Source organism: Roseobacter insulae, from assembly GCF_019375555.1.
GTDB classification, from domain to species: Bacteria; Pseudomonadota; Alphaproteobacteria; order Rhodobacterales; family Rhodobacteraceae; genus Roseobacter; species Roseobacter insulae.
In genome coordinates, this window is record NZ_JAHXDN010000007.1 from 110,963 (window position 1) to 136,916 (window position 25,954).

The 25,954-nt window shown below is 60.7% G+C and carries 25 protein-coding genes and 1 pseudogene; 10 read left to right on the top strand and 16 right to left on the bottom strand.

What is annotated here, in order from left to right; all coding sequences use genetic code 11:
• Positions 1-9: 9 nt before the first annotated feature.
• On the bottom strand, positions 10-438 hold the full coding sequence (locus tag KX928_RS21390; RefSeq protein ID WP_219506796.1) for an FKBP-type peptidyl-prolyl cis-trans isomerase: 429 nt from the start codon (positions 436-438) through the stop codon (positions 10-12).
• 185 nt (positions 439-623) lie between these two features.
• Between KX928_RS21390 and KX928_RS21395 the strand changes: the two genes are divergently transcribed.
• From KX928_RS21395 to KX928_RS21430, 8 genes are all read left to right on the top strand, one after another.
• Positions 624-1,310, top strand: coding sequence for a haloacid dehalogenase type II (locus tag KX928_RS21395; RefSeq protein WP_219506801.1), 687 nt, complete (start codon positions 624-626; stop codon positions 1,308-1,310).
• A complete protein-coding gene (locus KX928_RS21400) occupies positions 1,310-2,134 on the top strand; it encodes an alpha/beta fold hydrolase (RefSeq protein WP_219506804.1) in 825 nt (274 codons plus the stop codon). The genes KX928_RS21395 and KX928_RS21400 overlap by 1 nt, the downstream gene beginning before the upstream one ends.
• A complete protein-coding gene (locus KX928_RS21405) occupies positions 2,131-3,138 on the top strand; it encodes a threonine ammonia-lyase (RefSeq protein ID WP_219506930.1) in 1,008 nt (335 codons plus the stop codon). The genes KX928_RS21400 and KX928_RS21405 overlap by 4 nt, the downstream gene beginning before the upstream one ends.
• Positions 3,135-3,923 (top strand): 3-oxoadipate enol-lactonase, encoded by a 789-nt coding sequence (pcaD, locus tag KX928_RS21410; RefSeq protein ID WP_219506806.1) that lies wholly within the window; start codon positions 3,135-3,137, stop codon positions 3,921-3,923. The genes KX928_RS21405 and pcaD overlap by 4 nt, the downstream gene beginning before the upstream one ends.
• Before the next feature lie 34 nt (positions 3,924-3,957).
• On the top strand, positions 3,958-5,283 hold the full coding sequence (locus KX928_RS21415; protein ID WP_219506808.1) for a lyase family protein: 1,326 nt from the start codon (positions 3,958-3,960) through the stop codon (positions 5,281-5,283).
• Positions 5,284-5,286: 3 nt separating this feature from the next.
• Complete coding sequence (locus KX928_RS21420; RefSeq protein ID WP_219506810.1) at positions 5,287-6,504, top strand: TCR/Tet family MFS transporter; 1,218 nt, start codon at positions 5,287-5,289, stop codon at positions 6,502-6,504.
• Between the two features lie 105 nt (positions 6,505-6,609).
• Positions 6,610-7,701: a Zn-dependent alcohol dehydrogenase gene (locus KX928_RS21425; RefSeq protein ID WP_219506811.1), complete on the top strand. Its 1,092-nt coding sequence runs from the start codon at positions 6,610-6,612 to the stop codon at positions 7,699-7,701.
• 55 nt (positions 7,702-7,756) lie between these two features.
• Entirely contained in the window at positions 7,757-8,989 is a 1,233-nt protein-coding gene (locus tag KX928_RS21430; protein WP_219506813.1) for a mandelate racemase/muconate lactonizing enzyme family protein, read from the top strand.
• Positions 8,990-8,997: 8 nt separating this feature from the next.
• Here the strand turns inward: KX928_RS21430 and KX928_RS21435 are convergent, their stop codons facing one another.
• The 14 genes from KX928_RS21435 to KX928_RS21500 all read right to left on the bottom strand — a co-directional run bounded on the left by KX928_RS21435 (position 8,998) and on the right by KX928_RS21500 (position 22,634).
• Positions 8,998-9,693, bottom strand: coding sequence for an RraA family protein (locus KX928_RS21435; protein WP_219506814.1), 696 nt, complete (start codon positions 9,691-9,693; stop codon positions 8,998-9,000).
• Positions 9,693-10,820: a cobalamin-independent methionine synthase II family protein gene (locus tag KX928_RS21440; protein ID WP_219506816.1), complete on the bottom strand. Its 1,128-nt coding sequence runs from the start codon at positions 10,818-10,820 to the stop codon at positions 9,693-9,695. The genes KX928_RS21435 and KX928_RS21440 overlap by 1 nt, the downstream gene beginning before the upstream one ends.
• The gene (locus tag KX928_RS21445) at positions 10,817-11,785 is read right to left on the bottom strand and encodes a cupin domain-containing protein (protein WP_219506818.1); all 969 of its coding nucleotides are present in this window, start codon (positions 11,783-11,785) and stop codon (positions 10,817-10,819) included. The genes KX928_RS21440 and KX928_RS21445 overlap by 4 nt, the downstream gene beginning before the upstream one ends.
• The gene (locus KX928_RS21450; protein WP_219506820.1) at positions 11,782-12,054 is read right to left on the bottom strand and encodes a lytic polysaccharide monooxygenase auxiliary activity family 9 protein; all 273 of its coding nucleotides are present in this window, start codon (positions 12,052-12,054) and stop codon (positions 11,782-11,784) included. The genes KX928_RS21445 and KX928_RS21450 overlap by 4 nt, the downstream gene beginning before the upstream one ends.
• Before the next feature lie 61 nt (positions 12,055-12,115).
• A complete protein-coding gene (locus KX928_RS21455) occupies positions 12,116-13,084 on the bottom strand; it encodes a nuclear transport factor 2 family protein (RefSeq protein ID WP_219506822.1) in 969 nt (322 codons plus the stop codon).
• A gap of 6 nt (positions 13,085-13,090) precedes the next feature.
• Positions 13,091-14,098: a LacI family DNA-binding transcriptional regulator gene (locus KX928_RS21460; RefSeq protein ID WP_219506824.1), complete on the bottom strand. Its 1,008-nt coding sequence runs from the start codon at positions 14,096-14,098 to the stop codon at positions 13,091-13,093.
• Entirely contained in the window at positions 14,098-14,856 is a 759-nt protein-coding gene (locus KX928_RS21465) for an SDR family NAD(P)-dependent oxidoreductase (RefSeq protein WP_219506826.1), read from the bottom strand. Before KX928_RS21465 ends, KX928_RS21460 begins: the two co-directional genes overlap by 1 nt.
• Entirely contained in the window at positions 14,856-15,902 is a 1,047-nt protein-coding gene (locus tag KX928_RS21470) for an ester cyclase (protein ID WP_219506827.1), read from the bottom strand. The genes KX928_RS21465 and KX928_RS21470 overlap by 1 nt, the downstream gene beginning before the upstream one ends.
• A gap of 60 nt (positions 15,903-15,962) precedes the next feature.
• Positions 15,963-17,291 (bottom strand): histidinol dehydrogenase, encoded by a 1,329-nt coding sequence (gene hisD / locus KX928_RS21475; protein WP_219506829.1) that lies wholly within the window; start codon positions 17,289-17,291, stop codon positions 15,963-15,965.
• A gap of 12 nt (positions 17,292-17,303) precedes the next feature.
• Positions 17,304-17,834, bottom strand: a complete 531-nt coding sequence (locus KX928_RS21480; RefSeq protein ID WP_219506831.1) for an ester cyclase — start codon at positions 17,832-17,834, stop codon at positions 17,304-17,306.
• A gap of 127 nt (positions 17,835-17,961) precedes the next feature.
• Positions 17,962-19,119: a carbohydrate ABC transporter permease gene (locus KX928_RS21485; RefSeq protein WP_219506833.1), complete on the bottom strand. Its 1,158-nt coding sequence runs from the start codon at positions 19,117-19,119 to the stop codon at positions 17,962-17,964.
• Positions 19,119-20,144 carry a carbohydrate ABC transporter permease gene (locus tag KX928_RS21490; RefSeq protein ID WP_219506835.1) on the bottom strand — a complete coding sequence of 342 codons (1,026 nt, stop codon included), beginning with the start codon at positions 20,142-20,144 and terminating at the stop codon, positions 19,119-19,121. Before KX928_RS21490 ends, KX928_RS21485 begins: the two co-directional genes overlap by 1 nt.
• Before the next feature lie 130 nt (positions 20,145-20,274).
• Positions 20,275-21,495, bottom strand: coding sequence for an ABC transporter substrate-binding protein (locus KX928_RS21495; RefSeq protein WP_219506837.1), 1,221 nt, complete (start codon positions 21,493-21,495; stop codon positions 20,275-20,277).
• A gap of 83 nt (positions 21,496-21,578) precedes the next feature.
• Positions 21,579-22,634 carry an ABC transporter ATP-binding protein gene (locus KX928_RS21500; RefSeq protein WP_219506931.1) on the bottom strand — a complete coding sequence of 352 codons (1,056 nt, stop codon included), beginning with the start codon at positions 22,632-22,634 and terminating at the stop codon, positions 21,579-21,581.
• A gap of 128 nt (positions 22,635-22,762) precedes the next feature.
• On the opposite strand from KX928_RS21500, the pseudogene KX928_RS24160 reads away from it, so the two are divergent.
• A pseudogene (locus KX928_RS24160) lies at positions 22,763-23,128 on the top strand (nuclear transport factor 2 family protein); the annotation flags it as partial.
• Positions 23,129-23,302: 174 nt separating this feature from the next.
• Positions 23,303-23,788 (top strand): ester cyclase, encoded by a 486-nt coding sequence (locus tag KX928_RS24165; RefSeq protein ID WP_505561820.1) that lies wholly within the window; start codon positions 23,303-23,305, stop codon positions 23,786-23,788.
• Here the strand turns inward: KX928_RS24165 and KX928_RS21510 are convergent.
• A complete protein-coding gene (locus KX928_RS21510) occupies positions 23,744-25,924 on the bottom strand; it encodes a thiamine pyrophosphate-dependent enzyme (protein WP_219506841.1) in 2,181 nt (726 codons plus the stop codon). The genes KX928_RS24165 and KX928_RS21510 overlap by 45 nt on opposite strands.
• Positions 25,925-25,954: the final 30 nt, after the last annotated feature.

A 25,954-nucleotide genomic window follows, 5' to 3' on the forward strand; every position in this document is an offset into this window, starting at 1 on the left:
GCGCCATCGTCAGGTGATTGACATCAACTCGATATCGAATTTCAGGTCCTTCCCCGCCAGCGGATGGTTCGCATCCAGCGTGACGGTTGCTTCGTCAACTTCCACCACCATCACCGGCATTGCCTGACCGTCCGGGGTCTGCATTTGTAGCTGGGTCCCGACTTCCAGGGGAATATCTGCCGGAATGCCCTCGCGCGGGACAGCCTGCCGCATTTCGGGATTCAGGGGTCCGTATGCTTCGGCACAGGGGATCTCGACCGTCTTCTTGTCCCCCACGACCATGCCGGGCATTGCCACGTCCAACCCCGGAATGATCTGACCGGACCCCACAACAAACTCCAATGGATCCCGCCCGTCTGAACTGTCGAAGGTCGTGCCATCAAGCAGGGTTCCTGTGTAATGGATGGCAACAGTGTCGCCCGATTTAACCTGGGTCATCAGTAGTCCGATCATGATCTGGAAAGAATGGGGGAGGCCGCGTGTCTGCGCAGGTTCTCCTTGAGATGACCGTAGCCTGCCCCTGTTGACGGCGCGAGTAAACCCGAAATTCTCCGCATTTGGGCCTTTTCGGCCACGCGGAGCCATGACACTCTGAAGCCGAAACAGCCCGAAGGGATGGTATCATGCCGATCACGACCTGCATCTTTGATGCTTATGGCACGTTGTTCGATGTTGCGGCTGCGGCGCGTCAGGCCGCGTCCGAACCCGATTTCGCGCAACTCTCCGATACATGGCCGGCCCTGGCAGAGCATTGGCGCAACAAACAGCTGCAGTATACGTGGTTGCGGGCTGTGGTGGGCGCGCATGATGACTTCTGGAACGTCACGCAGCAGGGATTGGACTGGGCGCTGGAAAAAACCGGCCTGGACGGTGATCCGGCGTTGCGCGAACGGCTGCTGGCGCTTTATTGGCAGCTTGAAGCCTATCCGGAGGTTCCCGGGATGTTACACAGGTTAAAAGCCGGCGGCATGCAGACGGCGATCCTGTCGAACGGCTCGCCCGACATGTTGCAGGGTGCCGTCGCCTCGGCCGGGATTGCGGATGTGTTGGACGATACCTTATCCGTCGAGACGGTGGGCGTATTTAAACCAGACGAAAAAGTCTACGATCTGGTGGGCAGGCGCTTTGGCTGTGACAAGACGGAAGTCCTGTTCGTGTCGTCAAACGGGTGGGACGCGGGTTGCGCGACGGGATATGGGTTTGTAACCGCATGGGTCAATCGTGCGAACGATCCGGTAGACAGGTTGCCATGGGTGCCGCAGCACGTTCTGAGCGATCTGACCGGCATCCCGGGTTTGGCAGGGTTGTAATGGCATATTTCACGACATCAGACGGCCTATCGCTGTATTATACGGACGAAGGCAAGGGGCCGCCGGTACTTTGCCTTGCGGGTTTGACGCGGACGACGGCAGATTTCGACTATGTCACGCCGCATCTTCAAAATGTCCGGCTGATCAAGATGGACTACCGCGGGCGCGGCAAGTCTGATTGGGACGAGACATGGCAGAATTATGCGCTGCCCGTCGAATGCCGCGACGCACTTGAGCTTCTCGATCACCTCGGTCTCGACAAGGTCGCGATCATCGGCACCTCGCGCGGAGGGCTGAACGCGATGGGCCTCGCGATGGGCGCAAAGGAGCGGCTGTCAGGTGTCGCCCTGAACGACATCGGACCGGTGATCGAACAGGAAGGGTTGAAGTTCATCTCCGGCTATCTGGGGCGCAATCCGGCCGCAAAGACCCATGCGGACGCCGCGCATGTCATGGCGCAGATGTACAGCGGGTTCACGGATGTTCCGCAAAACCGGTGGCTGGAGGAGGCCTACAAGCATTTTCGCGAAACCGCGGATGGTCTGGAAATCACCTATGATCCGCGGTTGCGCGATGCCATCGAAGCTATGGGCGCGCAGGCGGCACCGGACCTGTGGCCTTACTTCGACGCGTTGGAGGGTCTGCCCCTGGCCTGCATAAGGGGCGAAAACTCCGACTTGCTGAGCGTCGAAACCCTGACCGAGATGGAACGCCGCCGCCCCGATATGATAAGTGTTACCGTGTCCGGACGCGGGCACATCCCGTTTCTGGACGAACCGGAATCGGTCGCGGCATTGCAAACATGGACAAATGCGCTGACATGAATATCGAGATGATCCGAGCCGCCGCCACACGTCTGGCAGGCCACGCGCGCCGCACGCCGCTGTTGTCATCACCATTTCTGGATGACATCGCCGGACGCCGGGTGTGGATCAAACCAGAGTGTCTGCAGCATACCGGCAGCTTCAAATTCCGCGGTGCATGGTCTGCCGTTTCCGCCCTTTCGGAGGCGGCGCGAGCACGTGGGGTCATTGCGTTTTCCAGCGGCAACCATGCGCAGGGCGTGGCGCTGGCGGCGCGGTCGCATGGCACGCAGGCGGTGATCATCATGCCGCAGGATGCGCCACGGGTGAAAATCGAGAATACGAAGGCGCTGGGGGCGGAGGTTGTTCTCTATGATCGCGCAAACGGGGAAGATCGCGATGCCATTGGCGACGAATTGTCGGCAGCACGTGGCCTGACACTGATTAAACCCTACGACGACCCGGAGGTGATTGCCGGACAAGGCACTACCGGGCTGGAGATTGCGCAACAAGCTGCCGAAAAGGGGATATCTAAGGCAGATGTCATCGTCTGCTGCGGTGGCGGGGGGTTCTCTTCCGGCATCGCGCTGGCGCTGGAAGCAGACGCCCCGCAGTTGCGGGTCCGTCCCGCCGAGCCGCAGGGGTACGACGATGTCGCCCGCTCCCTCGCCTCGGGTCGGATCGAGCGAAACAAGTCGCTGGCTGGCAGCCTGTGCGACGCCATTGTGACGCCGCAGCCCGGTGTGCTGACCTTCCCAATTCTGAAGCGGCTTGCCGGTCCCGGCCTCGTTGTCTCAGAAAAAGACGCGATGCGCGCCATGGCGCTTGCGTTCAACCGGCTCAAGATCGTGGCCGAACCCGGGGGGGCCGTGGCGCTGGCTGCGGCGCTGTTTCACGGCGCTGAGATCGGGGGAGAGGACGTAATTGTCACCATTTCCGGTGGCAATGTGGACAGGGATGTCTTTCAGCGCGCGCTGGACATGGAACATGAAGATTTTCGACAAGATAGGGGTGATGCTGCATGAAAATGCTCGATCTAGGCGACGTGCGGTTGCACTACCGCGTGGATGGTCCGGATACCGGAGCACCCGTGGTTTTCGCAAATTCGCTGGGAACCGATTTGCGCTTGTGGGATCTGGTCCTGCCCTTCCTGCCCGACGGTCTCAGGATCATACGGTATGACAAGCGTGGGCACGGGCTGTCATCCTGTCCGCAAAGCCCCTACGCGATGGGAGCCCTCGTCACCGATGCCGAAAAACTGCTGGATCATCTGGAAGTGCGCGATTGCGTTTTTGTCGGCCTGTCGATCGGCGGCATGATAGCCCAGGGCCTTGCGGTCAAACGTCTCGATATGATCAGGGCCATGGTCCTGTCGAACACGGCGGCCAAAATCGGCACGCCGGACCTGTGGGCAGATCGCATTGACAGCGTGCGCGCGGGGGGGATCGAAAGCCTCGCGGATGCGGTGATGGACAGATGGTTTTCGAAAGACTTCCGCGCGTTGCCGGAACTGGAACTCTGGCGCAACATGCTGACGCAGCAAAATGACGAAGGGTACATGGGCTGTTCCGCCGCCATTTCAGGCACGGATTTCTTCACGACAACCGCGGGTTTGCGGCTGCCCACCCTGGGCATTGCGGGTGCTGAAGATGGCTCCACACCCCCCGATATGGTGCGCGAAACCGTGGATCTGATCCCCGGCAGCCAGTTTCATATTATCCGCAAGGCCGGCCATCTGCCCTGTGTCGAACAACCCGAGGAATACGGGGCGATCCTGACACGGTTCCTGAAGGAGGTTGGCCATGTGTGACGCACCGCCTTCCCCGCAAAGGCGTCGCTGAGCGATGGCTGCATGCGTTTTCGACAGCCCGCTTTATGCGCAGCTGTTTCCCACGGGTGAGACCGGACGATTGTTCAGTGACAGCGCCAGCATACGCGCGATGCTGCTGGTCGAAGGCGCTTTGGCCAAGGCGCAGGGACAGCTGGGCGTAATCCCCGAAACCAGCGCGGCCGCCATTCACCGCGCGACGCTGGAAATCCAGATCGATCCCGGCGCACTGGCCGAGGCCACGGGTGAAAACGGCGTGAGTGTGCCGGGCATGCTGGCCGCCTTCCGGGCGGAAATGAACGCGCCCGAACACGCACAATATCTGCACTGGGGCGCGACCTCTCAGGACATTATCGATACCGGGCTGATGCTGCGGTTGCGTCAGGCGCTGGTTCTCGCCGAAACTGACATTCGGCAAATTCTCACACGCCTGTCAGAACAGGCGGACAAGCACGCGGAACTGCCGATGCCCGCACGCACCTACAGCCAGCAGGCGACGCCAACAAGCTGGGGCGCGGTGCTGGCGGGCTGGGGCGCGCCATTGCTGGACGCGCTTGACGCCCTGCCCGCGCTGCGCGCGCAAAACCTGTGGGTCTCTCTGTCCGGGGCAGCGGGCACAGCCTCTGCCCTCGGGGCCGATGTTCCCGCGTTGCGCGCGGCTTTCGCCGAAGGCCTCGGGCTGCGGGATCCTGCCCGGTCGTGGCACACCGACCGCGGTCCGGTCTTGCGCATCGCGGGCTGGATGTCCGGGATTGCCGCGACCCTTGGTGGCATGGGCAGCACTCTGACCGGCATGGCCGCCACTGAAGTTCACGAAGTCTCACTGGGGCGCGCGGGTGCGTCATCGACGATGCCGCAAAAGCAAAACCCAATCAGGCCGTCGGCGCTCATCGCTCTTTCGCATCAGATGGCCGGGTTAACAGCCACCTTGCAGGCTGCGGGCAGTCATCAATACCAGCGCGACGGCGCCGCGTGGTTCACCGAATGGATGGTCGTGCCGCAAATCGCCCTGACATGTGCTGCATCCTTGCAGCACGCGGTGGCGTTGTCTCGCTCCCTGCGTCCCGACGCCGCCTGGATGGCGCGCACGCTGGACCAGGGTCTGGGGTTGATTTACGCCGAAGCGTTGAGTTTCGCGCTTGCCGAACGGATGCCCCGCCCGGAAGCGCAACAGACCACCAAGGCACTGTGCGGCGACGCGGTATCGACCGGGCGACCCTTGCCCGAGATCGCGAGGGAGCGTTATCCGGATTTACCGCCCTCCCTCTTCCGGTCTGCGGCTCAACTTGGTCAGGCACCGCAGGACGCGCGGCGGTTCGCAGCCCGCGTTCGGGCCCTCTGACGCATGCGGCCAGCGGTCCTGTTCATCCTTGTAACCGTAACGCTGGATTCGATGGGCATTGGCCTGATCATTCCGGTCATGCCCGATCTGATACAGGAGGTTCAGGGCACGGGATTGAGCAAGGCGGCGCTGTGGGGTGGCGTTCTGTCCACCAGCTTTGCGGTCATGCAGTTCCTCTTCGGTCCGATCATCGGCGGGCTGTCAGACCGGTATGGGCGACGGCCTGTATTGCTGGTGTCCCTCGTGGTCATGGCACTGGATTACCTGGTGATGGCGGTTGCAGGCAGCATTTTCTTGTTGCTTGCCGGTCGCATCGTCGGCGGGATCACGGCCGCCACCCAATCCACCGCGAACGCCTACATGGCGGATATCTCCGGCCCCGAGGATCGCGCTGCAAATTTTGGCCTGATCGGTGCGGCCTTCGGGATCGGTTTCGTTCTGGGCCCCCTGCTTGGCGGCCTGCTGGCAGAATATGGCACGCGCGCGCCCTTCTATGCCGCGGCCGTTCTGGCGGCGCTCAATGCCGTTTTCGGCTACTTTGTGCTGCGCGAGACCGTCACCGATGCTATTCGCCGCCCCTTCCGCTGGTCGCGCGCCAACCCGCTGGGCAGCGTGCGCCAGCTCAGCAGCCTGCCGGGCGTCGGGCCCTTGCTGGCTGTCTATTTCCTCTATCAGGTCGCCTTCATGGTCTATCCGGCTGTCTGGTCGTTCTTCGGCAAGGAGCGGTTTGGATGGGACCCCGCCACCATCGGTCTCAGCCTTGCGCTGTTCGGCGTCATGATGGCAATCGTCCAGGGCGGCCTGATCCGTTGGGTTTTGCGACTTCTTGGGGAGCGCGGTACCGTTCTTTATGGGCACGTCTTTGATATCGCAGCCTTTCTGGCACTGGCGTTCGTCACCAGCGGCACCGTCGCATTGATCCTTACCCCGCTGGCCGCACTGGCCGCCGTGATCACGCCTGCGCTGCAGGGCATTATGTCAAAGGCGGTCGGTCAGGATGCACAGGGCGAGTTGCAGGGCGCGCTGACCTCTGCCACTGCCCTGGCGATGATCCTGTCGCCGATGATGATGACAAGCGTATTCGCGAGCTTCACCGCGGATGCGGCGCCACTGTACCTGCCAGGTGCCCCCTTCATCCTGTCAGCGGTCCTGATGGCCCTGGGACTGATTGTATTTCTCGGTTTCAAACCGGCGGCGGATACCGTGGAAAAAGCGGGATAACTGCGACATTACATGTCGCGTTGATACTTGCACCGGGTCTCGCTTGAAGGCACCCTCCCCCGGATGATCACCCGCGCCCCGGCGCCTGAGAAAGACGGCAGACCGATGCAAACCATTAAAGCCGCCGTGTGCCATGCCTTTGGCGCACCATTGCAAATCGAACAAATTCAACTGAGGGGCCCGCACCAGGGCGAAGTCGAGGTGACCTTGGGTGCGGTGGCAATATGCCATTCCGACATCTCCTATGCCGAGGGCGCATGGGGCGGGTCGTTGCCGGCCGTATACGGACACGAGGCCGCCGGTGTGGTCAGCAAGGTTGGCGACGCGGTCCGCGGCCTTGCCGAAGGGGACAGTGTGGTTGTCACCCTGATCCGCGCCTGTGGAACCTGCGGCAACTGTGCGGGCGGCAAACCAACGTTGTGCGAAACACCCTATGACGGCGATCACGGACCCATCAAAACCAGCGATGGCGGCAAGCTGCATCAGGCGATGGCCACGGGCGGCTTCGCTGAAAAAGTGGTTGTCGATCAAAATCAGGTGGTCCGGATCAGCCCGGACATCCCGAAAGACGCAGCCTCCCTGATCGCTTGCGGTGTGATCACCGGGGTCGGGGCCGTGGTCAACGCCGCCCGGTTGCGGGCGGGTCAGGACGTTGTTGTCATCGGTGCCGGTGGCGTCGGCCTGAATGCCATTCAGGGTGCGCGGATCGCGGGCGCGCGCCGGATCGTCGCGGTGGACATGAGCACGGAGAAACTGGAAACCGCCAAGGAATTCGGCGCAACGGATGGTGTGCTGGCAACCGGTGACAAGCCGTGGAAAGCTGCTATCGCCGCCATGGGTGGGCGGGGTGCTGACGCGGTGATCGTCACCGTCGGGGCAATTCCCGCCTATGATCGGGCGCCCCGGTATCTCGGGTATGGCGGCAGGGTTGTCATGGTCGGCATGCCGCATTCCGGCGCCGAATCGACGTATGAGCCGGTCATTCTCGCCGCCGTCGGTCAGGGCATGGTCGGTTCAAAAATGGGTGACGTGGTGATCCAGCGCGACATTCCGTGGATGGTAGACCTTTACACGCAGGGCCGTCTGAAACTCGACGAGCTGATTTCCGGCCGCTGGAGTCTGGATGAGATCAACGAGGCTATTGCCGACACCAAATCCGGGGCGGCCCGGCGCAACGTCATCGTTTTCGACCGGTAGCGAGAAGGACCCTCAGTGGGGAGAGCACACCCCCAAAGGCTGAAAGGACATAGCGATGAAGCTCGCGGATTTGGATATCGTGGTCACCGCACCGCCTGCACCCGGGTGGGGCGGCCGCTACTGGATTCTCGTCAAGCTCACGACCGATGACGGTATCACCGGATGGGGAGAATGCTATGCGTCCTCCATCGGACCCGAGGCCATGCGCGCGGTGATCGAAGACGTGTTTTCCCGACACATGGCGGGTGAGAACCCCGAAAACATCGAAAAGATGTTCCGCCGCACCTATTCATCCGGCTTCACGCAGCGGCCGGATCTGACGGTTATGGGCGCGTTTTCCGGGCTTGAGATCGCCTGCTGGGACATTCTTGGCAAAGCCCGAAACCGCCCGGTGTGGGCCTTGCTTGGCGGGCGTATGAATGAGCGTATCCGGGCCTACACCTACCTCTATCCCCTGCCCCGGCATGACATGACGGCCTTCTGGACTTCACCGGATCTCGCCGCGGAAAGCGCCTCTGCGATGGTGGCAAAGGGGTACACAGCCGTCAAGTTTGACCCCGCCGGTCCCTACACCCTGCGCGGTGGCCATATGCCCGCGATGAGCGATATTTCCCAATCCGTCGCCTTCTGCAAAGCCATTCGCGCCGCGGTGGGTGACAGGGCCGACCTGCTGTTCGGCACCCACGGGCAATTCACCACCGCGGGTGCAATTCGGCTGGGACAGGCGTTGGAACCCTATTCACCCCTGTGGTTCGAAGAACCCATACCGCCGGATTCAATCGAGGAGATGGCCAAGGTCGCGCGCAGCGTGCGCATTCCCGTCGCAACCGGCGAGCGGCTGACCACGAAGGCTGAATTCGCACCGGTGCTGCGGGCCGGGGCCGCAACGATCCTGCAACCCGCCCTGGGGCGCGCGGGCGGCATCTGGGAGATGAAGAAGGTGGCAGCCATGGCGGAAGTCTACAATGCGCAGATGGCCCCGCATCTCTACGCGGGCCCGGTAGAGTGGGCCGCGAATGTGCACCTTGCCGCCTCGATCCCCAACCTGTTGATGGCAGAGACGATTGAGACGCCCTTCCACGACGCGCTGATCAAAGGCAGCATTCGCGTCGAAGACGGGTTCATCATTCCACCGGAGGCGCCCGGCCTCGGAATCGACGTGGATGAAACACTGGCGCGCGCGCATCCCTACCATGGCGACAATCTGCATCTCGAAATGCAGGAAGCGCCATGTGACTACGTTAACGGCAATGCCTTTGAGGGCGGCGCGCCTGCGCCGAAGGACTGATGCGCCGGTCAGGTGCGGGCGGCTTCAAACGCCGCCCACGCCGCTTCGAACTGCTCAAAATCGATGCGTTTGTCTTTGACAGCGTCAAACACGATCTTTTCTGATCGGACAAGCTGGGCGATGGCGTCGGCCAGCCGCGGAACGACATCCTCCGGGATGACCACCCCACCGTGCCTGTCCGCATGCACCAAGGCACCCGGTGCGACGGGCAGGCCGCAGATATCCACGGGCAGGCCGTAGTCGATAACATGCACAAAACTATGGCTGGGGCCGACCGACCCGGCCACGACCGGGAAGCCCTCCGGCAGATCCCCAAGATCGCGCATCACGCCATCGGTCAGCGCACCAGACAGGCCAAACGCCTTGTGGATGTTGGTATTGACTTCGCCCCAATACGCCCCGATGGCATTGGGCGCATCCATGTCCTGCACAACGGCCACGGCAGGCCGCGGCCCTTCGGACATGTACTTGTAATAGGCCATGCGGCGCGCCCTCACGACTTCTGGCGAGTCGCTGGGCGGATGCACGGCCTGAATGCGGGCGGTGCGCGCATACCCGACGATTGCCGGGGACTGCGGTGCAGAGCACAGCATCGTACCGCGCGTGAAATCATCAAATCCCCGTTTGCCCTGCGCCACTTCGATTGCGTTGCAGACGGTGGGCGTGTCCACACTGCGCAACAGTGCCAAAAGATCGCTGTCCATCACCGCGCCCCCGCCAGCCTGGCGCCTTCGGCGAGGGCTTCGAGCTTGGCAAAGGCGATCTCGGGATCCACCGCGCCAAAGCCCGCGAAGGTGCCGAAACCACAATCCGAGCCTGCAATCACCCGGTCCGCGCCAACAATCCCGGCAAAGCGGTCAATCCGCTGGGCCACGAGTTCCGGGTGCTCGACAAAGTTGGTTGTCGTATCAACCACACCCGGCACCAGAACCTTGGTGTCGGGAATACCAGCCTTGCGGTCGCGGAACACCGTCCATTCATGCGCATGGCGCGGGTTGGACGTTTCAAACAGAACATACCGGGCCTTGGCCGACATCAAGGTATCGAACACCTTGTCCATGCCGATGTCGCAGATATGCGGCCCTTCATAATTGCCCCAGCAGATGTGAATGCGCACCCGGTCCTCGGGCACGTCTTGCAGGGCATGGTTGAGCGCTTCCACATGAGCGCCCGCCACGTTCAGGAACTCCGCATCACTGAGATCGTTGAACAGCATGTGCCGTGACAACGCGAGATCAGGGCAATCAAGCTGTACATCAAGCCCTGCCGCGACGATGGTCTGATATTCCTCCCGCATCGCATCGGCCAGGGCGGCCAGGTAAGCTTCCCGCGTCTTGTAGAAATCGTTCTGCAGGAACAACGAGATCACACCCGGGCTTGCGGCATTCATGAACCCCCGTTCCGCGCCGTGCTGCGCCATCGCGGCTTTCAGATTGTCGATATCCTGCTGCAGCTCGCCCTGCCCCTTGGATGTCACCTCTCCGGTACACATGGGCCGTGCGTATTTTGGCGTCCCGCCATCCTCGGCCAACCGCTTGAGAAAGCTGGGAAACTTCCTGAGGTCCGCCGGCGCATTGCGCGGGCTGTCGCCGGAGAACCCGGTGTAGCGGTCCTTGACATATGTGGCGTAGGAAATCTTGGAGGTCTCGCCGTCGCTGACAATGCCGATACCAGCGGCGACCTGCCTCGCCACCGTATCCGACACCGCTTCGGACATCGCCGTGTCAAAGGCCGCCTTGTCGTAGGGTTCTTCCCGTTCACGCGCGAAAATAAAATCAACGACTTTCTGGCTCCGCGGCAGGCTGCCGACATGTGTGGTGTCGATACTCATGTGCCGCTCCATGTTGCGCCTGCAGGATCACCCGTCGCCACGATATGGAACAACGAAGCTTCACCGGTCATGGCGGGCACGGCTGTATGCATCAGCCCGGCAGGCACAGAGGCCGTGTCACCGGGGTTCAAAGTCGCTTCTCCGCCGTCCCATTTCAGTTTCCAATGGCCTTTCATCGGCATCAGAACCGACGGCCGGTCATGCTGGTGCATATCCGCCGATGACGAGTCGCGCGTCAGAAAACCGACCTCGAACCCCGGTTTGTCGCGAATAATGCCCTTTTCACCGATCACAAGGCAGGGCGTTTTCTGGGCCATGGCGACCATGTCGTAATACCGCCGTACGCCGAACCCCACCACCTGCATCGGGGACAGTTCCGGATAGGCCTTCAGCTCCTCCTCCGTAAGCAGCGGCATCGGGCCTATACCCTCCGGCAAGCTTTCACCCTTCTTGCTGTCATAGAGTTTCCCGTTCGCCCCGAGGATCAACCCATGGTCCTTGGCATCCCCGATCACTTGCGGCGCCCAGATGACACCGCCCCCTGCATCGTCGCCGCCAAGGATCGCCATGATCATCCCGTAGTCTGTCCCGATGTTCTCGAAGCCACGGAAAATGCCCGTGGGGATGTTGATGATGTCGCCCTCTTCCAGGATAACTTCACCGGCGGTTCCCCATCGGCCCCAGAAAAACCGCCAGCGCCCCTTGAGAACAAAAAACACTTCGGCCGTACGGTGGCTGTGCAGCGAATTTCGGCACTTTGGCGGCTGGCCCGCCGCGCCGATGTTAAAGCCGTGCGGAAGGTTGATGTGGACATGCTGATCAGGGCTTTCTGAAACCCCGCCCCCGATGATGGTAAAGTTCTCCTTCTGATCGCTCCCGGGCGTGTGCGCATCGATGAAGGCCGTTTTACACGGTTTCAGATCACCGTATCGGACAATGCGGGTTTCCATTTCGGCTGGGATCATTGGTCTGTCTCCTTTTGGTCAGCCTCTGGATTTTGCGCAATGTCGAGCAGTGCATCGGCCAATACGATCATATCAGCCGGGTCCATCCGCTGATATTGTACGGACGCCCATCCGGAGCTTATTCGAAGATAGAAACGCTTGTCGTCACCATCACCACGCTGCTGCACTTTGATGTTACCACCTGTCACAGGCACAAGTCGTTCCCGCACCGGAGAGGAGAAGCTATCGAAGAAACCTCTTGAGGTGGAGTAGTTAAACTGAATATGCATTTTGTACTCTCCAGAATTTTAAAGGCCATCTCTCAGATTGAGGGTAGTCCCAATCATCGACCTATCCTGTTTGCAGCAGGATCTGTTTCCAGATCGTGGTCTCATCAAAGATGACATATTCGCGGCGCAGCCCCCAAGGACCGAATTCAGCGTGGCTGATCCCCAAAAGGTAAACCTCCGCGCCCGTCGGCGCCCCGAACCGCCCCCATCCGGAGTGTTTGCCATGCAGCGACCAGCGCAGCGCGGCCCGCGGTGGCATCATCGGATCGTCGCGCCCGATCTGGTGGTCGATCTGGAAGGTCGCATCCGGGAAAGACGCCCGCAGGCCCATCCAGAACTGGTCGACATCGCCGTGGCTGTGGCCGGTCACGCCGCCGGGGTACTCCACGTGGCAGGCACGGTCATATTCCACGGGGATTGCCGCCATATCCGCCCCCATGACCCGGGTGAGGATATCGGCATATCTGGCGCCCCATTCATTATCATTGCCCCGACCTTTGTAGGGACCGGGCTGATCCGTCGCCGGGCTGAGCGGTTTGGTGCAGACCTCTGGCCCGCCTTCGCGCACGATCAGATCGGCGGCGTAGTCTTTCGGATCCACGCCCAGCTGGCGCACAATGGCCCCCTGATCCCGGATCAGCCATTCATCATTGATCTGGTTGTTGATGGCGTGGCAATCGGCGAGGATCCGGTAGGTCAGTTTCTTGCCCGTGGCCGCGCCGTAAACCCCATCATACATATGAGTCGCCGTACTGAGCAAACGGTGTGAAGACAGCATCCCCTCCTCCGGTGTGCCCGACCAGATCACATCCTCCCCCAAAAGCGTCCTGTCTGGGAATTCCGCCAGCGTGGCCATGGTGGCCCCGATCACGTTCTGATTGCCGATCACTACAGAGGCGGGCGAGCGAACCACGATGTCTTCGGAATAATACTGATGCAGGGTCGCGATACCGCGATCTTCCCAGATCTCCCTTGTGATGCCGATGATGTAATCGGGGAAATCCTTGAACTTGGGATCGAAGCCTTTCATGGCGGGTTATTCCTCAGGTTTGCGGGCCGAGCCGCGGATAATCAAAGGGCCGTCAAGGGTGATACTGCGCGGTGCTTCATCTTCCTGCGTGAGGCGTGCAAGCAAAGCATCAACCGTGGCGGCAACCATGCGGTTGGCGGGTTGGCGGACCGTCGTAAGATTGTAGCTTGGCCAGTGAGACAGCGTCACATCATCGTATCCCACGACCGAGACGTCGTCGGGCACCCGCAGACCCAGTTCGTACCGCAGCACGTCCATCACGGCGAAAGCCATGTGGTCGTTGGCCACGAAAACGGCATCAGGGTGGTCGCTTCCACTGAACATTTCGCGGGCCGCTGCCTGGGCGGTTTCAAAGTTGAAGTTGCCGACGCCGCGCGCAAACAACGACAGCCCCGCAGCCTCCAGCCCGGCCCTGAAACCGGCTTCGCGATCAATCTGGGTCGAGGCGTCCTCCCATCCGGCGATATGCGCGATCCGCCTGTGCCCACCGGCAATCAGGAAGTCAGCCAGTTTGCGCCCCCCCGCGACATTGTCCGAGGTCACGCTGGTCAGGCGCGCATCGTATTGATGACGGTTAAAAAGCACGATCGGAATGCCCAGGTCCTCGCATCTTTTTGTCAGATCGTTGGACAGGCCGACAGAGGCCGCAATAATCGCGTCCACCTGATAATCCAGCAGTTCATCTATCACGGATTGCGTGGCGTCGTGATCGTTGGAAGCCATGAAAACCAATACATGGTACCCCTGAACCTGCAGCGCATTGGACAATCGTTCGATCGCTTCGGGGTAGAATTGGTTTTCCAGGTAGGCCACCACCAGACCGATGATGCGGCTGCGCCCGGTGATCAGGGAGCGCGCCAGCACATTGGGACGATAGCCCAGGGCGGCAGCGGCCTTGCGGACCTTCTCCGCCGTGCCTTTACTCACCGACGCGCCGGGCGTGAACACACGGCTGACCGCCGACCGGCTGACACCCGCCTTTTCGGCCACTTCGAGAGATGTCACTTTGCCCATCAGCCCGCAGTCCACCCGCCATCGATCATCATCGAGGTTCCGGTGATCATGGCCGAGGCATCGGAGGCAAGAAACAAGGCGGCGCCCATGATGTCCTCGACCTCGCCCACGCGCGGCAGCTTGATCTTTTCCATGATCCACGCAAGCCGTTCTGGGTTGTCAAAAGTCACCGCCGACAGGGGTGTACGGATGAACGTCGGGCAAATCGTGTTGATCCGAATACCGGATTTGCCCCATTCGATCGCCATGGATTTCACCATGCCTTCAAGCGCATGTTTGGACGCACAATAAACCGCCCGATCAATGCCCCCGACATGTCCCATCTGGCTGGAGATATGAATGATCGAGCCGGGCAAACCCGCCGCCATCAGCGCCCTGGCCGCCTGTGCGGACAGAAAATAGGCACCCCGCAGATTCAGGTTCATCACCGCGTCGAAATCAGCGGGCGTTGTCTCGACCGCCGGGGAATGCCGTGCGAGCCCTGCCGAATTGATCACGATGTCGAAGGGCGCGTCAAACACATCCGGCAGCGCATCTGGATTGCTCTGATCCAGCGGCATCGCCTCGGCGGACCAGCCTTCTGCTGCCATGGCGTTCACCGACGCCTGCAGCACGTCCACGCGACGGGCGGCGCAAACCACATGCGCGCCAGCCTCTGCCAGCGCCACCGCGCATCCAAGGCCAATACCGGAAGACGCCCCCGTCACGAGGGCGCGTTTGCCAGACAGGTCGAAGCTCGGCGTTCTTGGCAGTTGCACTACAAGGCTACTCCTGTTTCCGGGTCAAACCCCGCGCGGGCCTTGTTGAATTCCCGCAAGCGGGCAAAAACATCCACCCCGATCTGATCATACATGTGCAGCAAGTCGACCAACACCCAGTTTTCCCGGATCAGCCCGTTTTCCACCCGCCAGAAATCGAGACTGCGCATGTCAATTCTCTTGCCCGTCGGCGCGATGCCCAGCCATCCCCCCCGACTGATCGACTGGATCATGTCCGGCCAGCCGGTCACCGCCGCATAGTTACGGTCGCCAAAGAAATGGTATTCGACCTCATCCAGGTATTGCCCGCGATCCGGCATCGCATTGAGAAACGGGATCTGGTGCCATTTCCGAAACCCATCGATCCCGCGCCCTGTACCAATCCCGCTGGGGCCATACCATGTCATACGCGGATGCCAGAAGCGCGCCATCTCCATCACTTCCGGACCACCCTGCGACGGATGCCTCTTAAGATGTTCCAGCATCTCCACGATGTGCTGGCAGGTCGCCGCCCCCTGCGCCAGATCGTAAGGTGCCGCAACATGACCATCACATGTCGCCGGGCCCGGAGTATGCCACTCCCGCCCCAGGCTTGGACTCATCGGCCAGGCCTGCGCCTGCATCATCACTTCAGGCACATCCCAAAGCGCCTGCAATTCGACAATCCTGCCGTTGTCGAAACGGTAAAACTCGTGGAACCGCATATGCGCCAAGTGACCCGTGGGGGGAATGTCCAACCAGGGTTTGCGGAATGTTCCAAGATAGTAACCGCCACAACCGACCCAATCCGCACCTTCTCTGGTCGGGCCTGCCATGACAATATGATCTCGCCGTTCCATATCCGGCCACGCAAGCGCCAGTGATGCGTAGACCTGATCGACGAAAGCATCAACGCCGTGAATGGTCTCAAACGGGAACGCGAGGCGGAATACGACATCAGGTGCGCAGATCTCATGCAGGACCCCGCGCAGGCGTGCAAGATCGCCATCATAAAGCGCCGCGCGCAGCGGTGCGATGCATTCTTTATGTCGGGAAGGTGCGTCCATGTCTTCTCTGGTTTAAAAATATCCCGGGGGAGGCGCCGCGCGCCGGGGGCAGCGCCCCCGTTACTCCGCCGCCTCCACCACCGGTGCGCCTTCACCGTAGGGCACATTCACCCCACCGTATCGCCGGACCCGAAGATTGCATTGCTCGGCGTGACCGACGAACCCTTCCAGCATGCAGAGCCGCGAGCCATAGGCCCCGATATCCGCCGCGGCCGCGTCCGTCGTGACCTTCTGATAGCTGTGGGTTTTCAGAAACTTGCCCACCCACAATCCACCGGTATATCGGCCCGCTTTCCTGGTGGGTAACGTATGGTTGGTCCCGATGACCTTGTCCCCGTTGGCAACATTCGTCCGCGGACCAAGAAACAGCGCACCATAGCAGGTCATGTTCTCCAGAAACCAGTCATCCCTGTCGGTCATCACCTGGACATGCTCGGAGGCGATGTCATCGGCAACACTCAGCATCTCGTCATAAGTGTCGCAGAGGATCACCTCGCCATAGTCCTCCCAACTCACCCTTGCAGTGTCTGCGGTGGGCAGGATTTCGAGTATCCGGTCGATCTCCCCCAGCGTCTCAGCGGCCAGTTTCCGCGAGTTGGTGAGCAGGACAGCGGGCGAATTATACCCGTGTTCGGCCTGCCCGAGAAGATCGGTGGCACACATCTCCGCATCTACCGTGTCATCGGCGATCACCATCGTTTCGGTCGGGCCTGCAAAAAGATCAATGCCGACACGACCGAAGAGCTGGCGTTTGGCTTCGGCAACAAAGGCATTGCCGGGACCCACGATCATATGCACGGGATCAATCGTATCGGTGCCCAATGCCATGGCACCCACTGCCTGGATACCGCCCATGACGTAGATTTCATCCGCCCCCCCCAGATGCATCGCAGCAATCACCGCCGGGTTGGGTTTCCCCTTGAACGGGGGAGTGCATGCGATGATGCGCGGGACCTGCGCTACCGACGCCGTGGCCACTGACATATGCGCCGAGGCGACCATCGGAAATTTCCCGCCCGGCACATAGCAACCCACCGATTGCACGGGGATATTCTTGTGCCCCAGGATCACCCCCGGCATTGTCTCGACCTCGATGTCCAGCATGCTGTCGCGCTGCGCCTGAGCAAAGGTGCGGACCTGCTCCTGCGCGAACCTGATGTCTTGCAGTTCGCGCGGCGACAACCGGGCAATCAGATCGTCGATTTCCGCGGCGCTTAATCTGAAGCTATCAGGCGAATAGTCATCGAACTTTTCGGACAGTTCCCGCACGGCCACATCGCCCCGCGCCTCGATATCGGCAAGGGTTGCTTCGACAGCCGCGCGGGTTTTCGCGTCGTCATCCGCCCGCTCTGCCGCTGGTTTGCCGGTTTTGAGATACTCGATTGCCATCAGGCTTACTCCTCAGTGATCAGGTCGTGGCGGCGTTTTTTCGCCCCGGTCGAAGGCTTCCCAGCCTTCACCCTGAAAAACATCCCTGCCCAGCTGGGCCAACACATGCGGGAAGTCGACCATCACCCAATTGTCGGTGATGCGCCCCTCCTCGACTTTCCAGAAATCCATATACCGGATCTCGATCCGCTTGCCCGTGGCTGCCAGCCCCATGAAGTCACCGGAATGGGTCGCCTCCTGCCGGCCAAAAGCCGCTGCCCACTCACCCATGAAAAGCCGGGCTTCATCCACGCAGACCTTGTTCGAAAACGCGGCCTGGAACGGGCGCTGCCAATTGTCCTGAAACTCCCGCAGCCCGTTTTTCGTGCCACAGCCCCGATTGCCCATCCAGCGAAAGCTTTCGGCAAAGAAAACACCGATGTCATCGATTCGGTGATCGTTCAGCCCGTCGACCATGCCCTCTATCACAGCCCGGGTCGCTTCGGTCTTGCTCATATCCGTGTCTCTGCTCAGCACGGCCTGTTCCGGTCTTGACCCCTTCATCGGGCATTCCTTTCTTCCTGAACCTGAAATCGCGCGGTCATTCCGGCACGGTTCAAGGTGACGTCCCGGGGCATCCGGTTCAGCCCGGGATGGCGCTGCATCCGTCCGGATCTGGGGGTCTTGCTCATCAGCCTTTCACAGCTCCCGCGGTCAGCCCCGATACGATCTGGCGTTGGAAGACCATGACCAGCAGGAACAAGGGCGCCGTGATCGACACCGCCGCTGCAACCGCTTCGACCTGATCTGTCGTTGTCGTCTCGCGGTTAAAGTAGCCTGCAATCGCCGGAACCATCGTCTGGTTCTGCGCATCAAGCAGCAGCGATGTCACCAGAAAGTCGTTGTACCCCAGTAGGAAACTGAAAAGGCCCGTCGTGATCACCCCCGGCCACATCACCGGCATGATGACTCGGCGGAAGGCCTGGAAGTGGCTGCAGCCATCGACGCGGGCGGCCTCGTCAAGCTCGGCGGGGATGTTCTGGAAGAAGCTGCGCAGCATCCAGATGGTGAAGGGCTGATTGATCGAAACCAACACCGCGATCACCGCCCAGGGCTGGCCATAAAGTGTCGGCGCGCCGTCGCCAAAAACAGGTCGCAGGATTTCCGAGGAATTGATGAAGACCGGCAGGTAGCCCGCAACGAGCACGGAATGCGGCAGTGCGCGGAACACAAGCGCGAGGATCAGCAGCCAGAAGGCCAGGTCGGACCCGGAGCGCGCAAGGCCGTAACCGGCCAATGTGCCAACCGTCAGGGAGATCGTGACGACCCCCGCAGTGACCAGCATGGAGTTCAGAAAATTGCGATAAAACTCATTTTCCGCCCAGACGGCTACGTAGTGATCGGTTGTCAGGCCCAGAACAGGTGCCCCAAGCGGGCCGAGAAGACCGTTCAATGCGCCCAGAACCAGTGGCAGAACACCGAAGAAAACCAGCACGAAGGCGAGCCCGTAGAGCACTGCGCCGAAAATCCACCCCAGCACCATCAGACCCGGCGGGCAGTATTGCCGCACCAATCCGGGAAGACGTGTGAAGGCCCAGCGGATCGCGAAGAAAAGAACAACGAGGCCGATGATGATATCCAGCACCGACAACCCGTCGCCGTTGGCCCGCGTGGCCGGGCCTAGGATTACGTCCCACGGGCTGTCCGCGAATGCATCCACCGGGGATTTGAAGCTCATCACAGCAATCCAGAAAATCGGGAAAGCTGCAAGCACGCACCAGAAGGCAAGGAAAGTACCCGATGATAGGCGCAGCGCAAAGGACTGCTGCATGGCCTTGGATGTAGACATCAGTGGGCACTCCCCTTGTGATCACGCCAGGTACGGCGCAGTGGCAGGATCAGCAGGAACACGATCCCGATCATCGTCAGCATGGCCGAGGCCGAGGCGCGGGAGATCGCACGGTTGCCCGCATCGTCCGGCGTCATGAAATCGTAGGTCAGCCATTGCAGCGAGATCACATGCGCCTGGCTGCGGAACCCGACAATCTCCTCGAACACGCGGTAACAATCCATCAGATGTATGAGCGCGATGAAGATGATGAGCGGCATCAGGTGCGGCACGATCACGTGACGCAGGCGTTCCCAGCGGCTGGCACCATCGATCACCGCACTTTCCAGCGTATCCATGTTCACCGTCTGAAGGCCCGCGTAGAAGATCACGAAGGCAAAGGGCGCCACGTGCCAGACCCTGTAGAAATACATCAGCAGCTCGATGGTCCAGGCTTGGGCGAACATCGAGATATTGGTGCCTGTCCAGCGTTCGAGCATGGCGGTCAGAATGCCGTCCCCGACGAACAGCCAGTAGATCGACAGCGATCCGATCACCGGCGTGATGATAAAGGGCAGCAGCGAGATGAAGATCACCGGGCCGCGGATCGACCGCGTGGCGTTGTTGACGGCCAGCGCGATGGCCAGCCCCACGCCAATAACCAGCGGCAATGTCAGCAAGGTGAAAGACAGCGTGAAACGCAGGGCCTTCCAGAAATCGATCTGCATGATGTCATTCCAGCTGCCGTTTCCCACCGCGGCCCAGAACTTATCCATTTGCAAAACGTTCCGATAACTTTGCAAACCAACCCACCGGGTTTCTGTCACGGTTTTACCATTGTCATCCAGTACGGGCACTGTCTTGATCTCTGTCGTACAGGTTTGAGTCAGAAATCCCGGGGTACAGGTTTCAACCTCAACCTGTTCGAGAATGGGCTGCGTCACCTGAAAGCTCTGAATAAAGACACTGACCAGAGGCGCGGCAATGAACAACAGCATCATAAAGACTGACGGGCCGACAAAGGCTGCAAATGTCTTGAATTTCATGGGCTTGCCCTCGCGACAGTCAAATTTGCAAAGTGCTGGGTGAATTTTGCAAAACGCACCGCATGCTGCGTTTGGCAAAGTCTCCCGATTGGGAAGGCGCCGGTCGGGATGTGCCCGACCGGCGCGGGTGTCACTTCAGGACGCCCGCTTCTTTTGCAGAAGTCGTATAGGCTTCGGTAATCGCCTCCAACGTGGCCTCGGCACTGCGTTCCCCGGTGAAGAAGGCAGGCAGCTCATTGCCCAGAGCAGAATGGAGCAGACCCATCTGTGTCGTCGACGGATAGGCTGGTGGCGCCGGGTTGGCCGTTGCCGTTTCGATCGCGCCCTTGGCGATTTCCGTTGGGGCGTAGCCTTCTACCAACCAGATCGCCGCATCATTTGCGCCTTTGACCATCTCGCTGTCGAGGCCTTCCATCGCCAGACGGAAGGCCGCATCCGCTTCCTCGTCAGAGATGTTTTTGGCAATCACGATGCCGTCCCACCACAGCGTCGTGGCAGGCACGCCGCCGTCCATGGCGCGGGGTGCCGCTGACATTGCAACCTTGCCCACGACCTGGCTTTCAGCTTCATCGTTCATGGCGCCCGCACGGCTGGCCCAGAGGTTGGCCAATGCGATCTTGCCCTGCTGGAACTGCTGTTGCACGTAGGTGGAATCCGACACCAGTACCTCGGGGTCCGTGTATTCGGTCATCGCTTTCATCATTTCCAGCGACTTGATCCCGGCCTCCGAATTCACGGCTGCCGTGTTGTCGTCATTGAAGAATTTGCCGCCAAAGCCCGCGTACATGTTGTTGAAATCCTGCGCCAGATTCCAGCCCGATTTGAGGGTGGCGCCCAGTGGATATTCCATCACGCCCGCCTCTTTGATCTTCGCAGATGCGGCAAGCACTTCGTCCCACGTGGTTGGCGTGTCGATACCGAGATCAGCCAGCACGTCGGAGCGGTACATCAGGTGCTGCGTGTTCACCATCATCGCCACGGCCATGATCTTGCCATTGATGCGGATCAGCTGGTTCGGCGACAGGTTCTGCCCGTATTTGGCCACCAGATCATCCAGCGGACGGATCGTTCCCGCATTCAACAGCGGGGTGATAGTGCCGTTGGAGACGCCGCCGATCTGGTACAGGGATGGGTTGGCTTCAAACGCGGCTGGTTGCTTGGTGCGGAATTCCTGATCCAGTTCCGCCTGGAAATTGCCGCACTCCGCCATTGCATCGGTGACCGCTTTCCATGCTTCAAATCCCGCGCTCAGCGATTTTATCGGTGTTGTGTTCTCATAGGAGCAGGCGGCAAAACCCGCGCTGCCCATGAGCGAGACAGCCCCCGCCAATGCGATTTTCTTCAAAAACATATGCAAACTCCCTGTTGCAGTTGGCTTGGGTGCATCTTGCAAGGCTGCACCCTTTGGTTGGCCCCGGATTGGGGCATTATTCCTCAGGACGCGCCGATCCGCGTCCCGCTATCCGTGTTGAACAAATGACAGATTGCGACCGGAACGGAGAAGGAGACCATGTCGCCGATCTCTGCCCGGAATTCCTTGTGCGCCTTGACGGAGACCAGCTGACCGCCCGCGCGCACCGTCAGCATGGTGGCATCACCCAACAGCTCGATCGTGTAGATCGGCGCCGTGATCTGACCGCTCTCTCCCTCGGCGAGCGTCGCATCTTCGGCCCTGAACCCCAGGGTTACGGGGCCATCGGGGCCGGTCAGCCCGGCGATCGAAACATTCGTGCCGGAGAACGTGCCGCCGGTCATGTCACCGTCCATCAGGTTCATCGCAGGACTGCCGATGAAACTTGCCACGAAGGTGTTGGCCGGGTGATCGTAAATGTCCGTCGGCGTGCCCACCTGCTGAACCTTGCCCTGCTTCATCACCACGACACGGTCCGCGAGCGTCATCGCCTCGATCTGGTCATGGGTCACATAGACAGTGGTGACTTTCAGCTCGTGGCTGAGGTTCTTGATCTGCGCCCGTGTCGAGACGCGCAGCTTGGCGTCAAGGTTGGACAGGGGTTCGTCCATCAAAAAGACATTCGGCTCGCGCACGATCGCCCGCGCCAGGGCCACCCGCTGACGTTGCCCGCCGGACAGTTCCGCGGGTTTGCGGTGCAGGAAATCATCCAGCTCAACCATTGCCGACGCGCGTCGCACCCGTTCGTCGTGCTCGCCGTCCGGCACTTTGCGCACCTTTAACGGAAAGCGGATATTTTCGTAGACGTTCATGTTCGGGTAGAGGCCGTAGGACTGAAAAACCATCGCCACGTCACGGTCTTTCGGGTCAAGATCGTTCACCACGCGCCCGTCGATGACGATCTCGCCCTCCGTTGCGTCTTCAAGACCCGCGATCATTCGCATCGTGGTGGTTTTGCCGCAGCCTGACGGCCCCAGCAACACGAGGAATTCCTGATCGGCAATCGTGAGGTCAAAGTTATCGACACCGACGAAGCTGCCCCACCGCTTGTTGATATTGCGCAGTTGAATTTCGGCCATGATGTCCCCGTTGTCGGATGCGCCAGTTTTCAGGCTTGATTTCACGCTAGACATTCACACAGCCGCTTGGCAAGAATTTTTTGCACACGTTTGCAAAAATCACTCTCCTCCCTGTCTGGAAGCACATGATGTCTGCCTCGAAAGTCCAAATTCACAATTTTTTAAACAAGGTCATTCGCGCTGACGACGCGGCGCTGCGCGGGTTGTGCGACCGGTTCATCCACCCTGGGTGCGTCTATGAAATCTCCCATCCCTTAGGGCGGTTTGAGGGGCGCCGAGCAATTCTGAACGGCTTTTTCAAACCGCTTCAAACCGCGCTGCGGCAGGTGCGGCGGCGTGATGAAATATTCATCAGCGGGGTGAACAGGCGGGCGGAGGGCGGCGACTGGATTGCAGCCGTAACGCATTATTTGGGGTCGTTTGATGATGACTTTTGCGGCATCAGATCGTCCGGAAAACTGGCATTTTTGCGCGCGGGAGAGTTCTACCGGGTGGAAAATGGCCAGATTACCACGGCTCGAATCATCCTGGACCTGCCCGATTTGATGCGTCAGGCCGGGCGCAATCCGTTTGATACCGGCCTGGGACTTGAGACGCTGTTCCCCGGCCCCGCGACGCATGATGGTGTCTTGCCCACCGGCGCGCACGGGGCAAAAACCCTTGATCTGGTGGAGGCGATGCTCGGCGATCTGCATGTCTATGATCCCGAAACAGCCGGATCACATGGGCAGACCGGTGAAACGGGGTACTGGGCCGACGACATGCTGTGGTATGGCCCGTGCGGCATCGGGTCAAACTATCGCTGGGACGGCTTTGTCAACGATCACCGAAGACCATTTCTTGCGGCATTTCCCGACCGCAAGGGCGGCAATCACTATTGCCGGATCGGCGACGCCGATTATGCCGCCGTGTCCGGCTGGCCATCGATGACGATGACCCATCAGGGCTCCTATCTGGGCATTCCACCCACGGGCCAGGCACTTACGCTGCGCGTGATGGATTTCTACAGATGCGCCGACGGGAAGATCGCGGAAAACTGGGTGCTTCTGGACTATATGGATCTCATGCATCAGATGGGTGTCGACCTGATCGCAAGGTCCAATGCGCGTTCAGCCCAGGAGGGCTTTCGCCGCCGCAACGATCCCATCCCGTGACGGCAGCGTCGCCGCATAGGCCGGACCCGTAGCGATAAAGCTGTCTTCCGCCGTGAGGCGCGCATAGCTGCCGACAGCATTTTCTGCCATGAGCGCCATCAAGGCTTCGGCCTGTCCGCCCGTGCGCCTGCATTCGTCGACAATAAGAACATGCGCACAGCCATTAACCGCCTCCAGCAGCGCCTTCTCCGGCAGAGGAGCCAGCCAGCGCAGATCAATCACGCGGACGCTGATGCCATCGTCTTCCAGCACCTTTTGCGCCTGCCGGGACAGGTAATGCCCGTTCCCGTAACTCACGATCGCCAGATCCTCGCCGTCGCCGTGCCGACCGACCGTATCCATTGCGATGCGCGTGCCGGCCGGGGGATACGTGGTCATCCATTCACCATCCCCCTCGGCATGCAGATCGCGCATCGGGTAAAGAGCGATGGGTTCCACGAAGACACACACCCTTTGCTCCTCGCGCGCCAGTCGGTGACATTCGCGCAGCATCTGCGCAGCCTCTGAGCCGGACGAGGGGCAGGCGATGATCACCCCGGGAATGTCGCGCAGCACCGCCAGCGAGTTGTCATTGTGGAAGTGCCCGCCAAATCCTTTCTGGTAGCCCAACCCGGCGATCCGCAGGACCATCGGGTTGGTCCATTGGCCGACGGAAAAGAACGGCAGGGTCGCAGCCTCACCCCGCAACTGGTCCTCGGCGTTATGCAGATACGCAAGAAACTGGATTTCCGGCATGGGCACAAACCCATTGTGCGCCATCCCGATGGCAAGCCCGAGGATGGATTGTTCATCAAGCAACGTGTCGATCACCCGGTCGCGTCCAAACCGTGCCTGAAGCTTCTGGGTAACCCCGTAGACGCCGCCCTTGCGTCCGACATCCTCGCCCATGATGAGGGTTTCGGCGTGTTCCAGCATCAGATCGTGAAGCGCCCAGTTGATGATCCGTGACATGGGCTGAGGCGCCTGCATCTGCGCTGCATCCGCGCCAAAGAGCGTGTCGCGGTCTGTTTGATCCGGTCCATTGGTGGGCAGACAGTCCCGTCGGGGCGGGATCAGGCTGGACATCACGTCCTCGGCTGTTTTCAGATGCGGTCTTTTTGCGACTTTGGCAGCTTCAGCCGCAACATCGGCCAGCGTGTCCTGATAGATCTGCAACAGGGTGTCGGCGGAGGCGACGGCGGCGTCTGTCAACAGGCGGGCGGAGTGCAGCAACGGATCATTGGCCTCATCTGCTTCGACGTCGGCGCGCGGCAGGTAGCTGGTGGCGACATCTGCCCCCGCATGCCCATATAGGCGCACCATACGCAGATGTAGAAACGCCGGTTTACGCTGGGTTCGGACGTATCGGGCCGCGTCCCGTGCCGCGGCAAATGTTGCATAGATGTCCAGCCCGTCCGCTTCGAAATAGCGTAGGCCCGGCCGATGCTGCAGCGATGCCTTGATCCAGCCAGCGGGTGTTCTTGTCGAAATCCCGATTCCATTGTCTTCGCACACCATCAGCAAGGGCAAGGGTACGCCCTGAACTGAAGTCCAGCCTGCGGCGTTGATGGCCCCTTGCGCGGTAGAGTGATTGGCAGAGGCATCGCCGAAGGACACCATGGCCAAGCCGTCCTTGGCAAGGCACCGATGTTCGGGCGCGTGCCGGCGGGCAAGACCAATGCTGTAGGCCGCCCCCAATGCCTTGGGCAAGTGGCTGGCAATTGTCGACGTCTGCGGCGGGATCATCAGGGGACGACTGCCCAGCACCTTGTGTCGGCCGCCGCTCGTCGGATCCTCTGCCGCACAGGCAAAGCTCAGCAGCATGTCCCGCAGCATGCTGTCATGGCCGGACTGTTGCGCCCGCGCGATCTGAAAGGCCGCATCACGGTAGTGCAGAAAGGCAATGTCATCGGGGCGCAGCGCCGCTGCCACCGCCGCCATCCCTTCGTGGCCGGAGGAGCCGATGGTGTAAAACCCCTGCCCGGCCTTCTGCATCGCGCGGCTTTGAATATCCAGGGCGCGGCTCAATACCTGAGCGCGAAAGAGGTCCAGCGCCCTGTCAGGTGCCAGACCGTCCTGCCGCCGCTTGCCGGGTGGAAAATCCCCTGCCGCGAGACGCGAGAGGAAGTTGTCATGCACGATCTGGACGCGGTCCATTGGTCAGTCACTCATTCGTTCGGGAGGTCG

Excerpts from the sequence above, each read along its gene's own strand:
- KX928_RS21390 (WP_219506796.1), bottom strand. The coding sequence starts at position 438 with ATGACCCAGGTTAAATCGGGCGACACTGTTGCCATCCATTACACAGGA.
- KX928_RS21395 (WP_219506801.1), top strand. The coding sequence starts at position 624 with ATGCCGATCACGACCTGCATCTTTGATGCTTATGGCACGTTGTTCGAT.
- KX928_RS21400 (WP_219506804.1), top strand. The coding sequence starts at position 1,310 with ATGGCATATTTCACGACATCAGACGGCCTATCGCTGTATTATACGGAC.
- KX928_RS21405 (WP_219506930.1), top strand. The coding sequence starts at position 2,131 with ATGAATATCGAGATGATCCGAGCCGCCGCCACACGTCTGGCAGGCCAC.
- pcaD (WP_219506806.1), top strand. The coding sequence starts at position 3,135 with ATGAAAATGCTCGATCTAGGCGACGTGCGGTTGCACTACCGCGTGGAT.
- KX928_RS21415 (WP_219506808.1), top strand. The coding sequence starts at position 3,958 with ATGGCTGCATGCGTTTTCGACAGCCCGCTTTATGCGCAGCTGTTTCCC.
- KX928_RS21420 (WP_219506810.1), top strand. The coding sequence starts at position 5,287 with ATGCGGCCAGCGGTCCTGTTCATCCTTGTAACCGTAACGCTGGATTCG.
- KX928_RS21425 (WP_219506811.1), top strand. The coding sequence starts at position 6,610 with ATGCAAACCATTAAAGCCGCCGTGTGCCATGCCTTTGGCGCACCATTG.
- KX928_RS21430 (WP_219506813.1), top strand. The coding sequence starts at position 7,757 with ATGAAGCTCGCGGATTTGGATATCGTGGTCACCGCACCGCCTGCACCC.
- KX928_RS21435 (WP_219506814.1), bottom strand. The coding sequence starts at position 9,693 with ATGGACAGCGATCTTTTGGCACTGTTGCGCAGTGTGGACACGCCCACC.
- KX928_RS21440 (WP_219506816.1), bottom strand. The coding sequence starts at position 10,820 with ATGAGTATCGACACCACACATGTCGGCAGCCTGCCGCGGAGCCAGAAA.
- KX928_RS21445 (WP_219506818.1), bottom strand. The coding sequence starts at position 11,785 with ATGATCCCAGCCGAAATGGAAACCCGCATTGTCCGATACGGTGATCTG.
- KX928_RS21450 (WP_219506820.1), bottom strand. The coding sequence starts at position 12,054 with ATGCATATTCAGTTTAACTACTCCACCTCAAGAGGTTTCTTCGATAGC.
- KX928_RS21455 (WP_219506822.1), bottom strand. The coding sequence starts at position 13,084 with ATGAAAGGCTTCGATCCCAAGTTCAAGGATTTCCCCGATTACATCATC.
- KX928_RS21460 (WP_219506824.1), bottom strand. The coding sequence starts at position 14,098 with ATGGGCAAAGTGACATCTCTCGAAGTGGCCGAAAAGGCGGGTGTCAGC.
- KX928_RS21470 (WP_219506827.1), bottom strand. The coding sequence starts at position 15,902 with ATGGACGCACCTTCCCGACATAAAGAATGCATCGCACCGCTGCGCGCG.
- hisD (WP_219506829.1), bottom strand. The coding sequence starts at position 17,291 with ATGGCAATCGAGTATCTCAAAACCGGCAAACCAGCGGCAGAGCGGGCG.
- KX928_RS21480 (WP_219506831.1), bottom strand. The coding sequence starts at position 17,834 with ATGAAGGGGTCAAGACCGGAACAGGCCGTGCTGAGCAGAGACACGGAT.
- KX928_RS21485 (WP_219506833.1), bottom strand. The coding sequence starts at position 19,119 with ATGTCTACATCCAAGGCCATGCAGCAGTCCTTTGCGCTGCGCCTATCA.
- KX928_RS21490 (WP_219506835.1), bottom strand. The coding sequence starts at position 20,144 with ATGAAATTCAAGACATTTGCAGCCTTTGTCGGCCCGTCAGTCTTTATG.
- KX928_RS21495 (WP_219506837.1), bottom strand. The coding sequence starts at position 21,495 with ATGTTTTTGAAGAAAATCGCATTGGCGGGGGCTGTCTCGCTCATGGGC.
- KX928_RS21500 (WP_219506931.1), bottom strand. The coding sequence starts at position 22,634 with ATGGCCGAAATTCAACTGCGCAATATCAACAAGCGGTGGGGCAGCTTC.
- KX928_RS21510 (WP_219506841.1), bottom strand. The coding sequence starts at position 25,924 with ATGGACCGCGTCCAGATCGTGCATGACAACTTCCTCTCGCGTCTCGCG.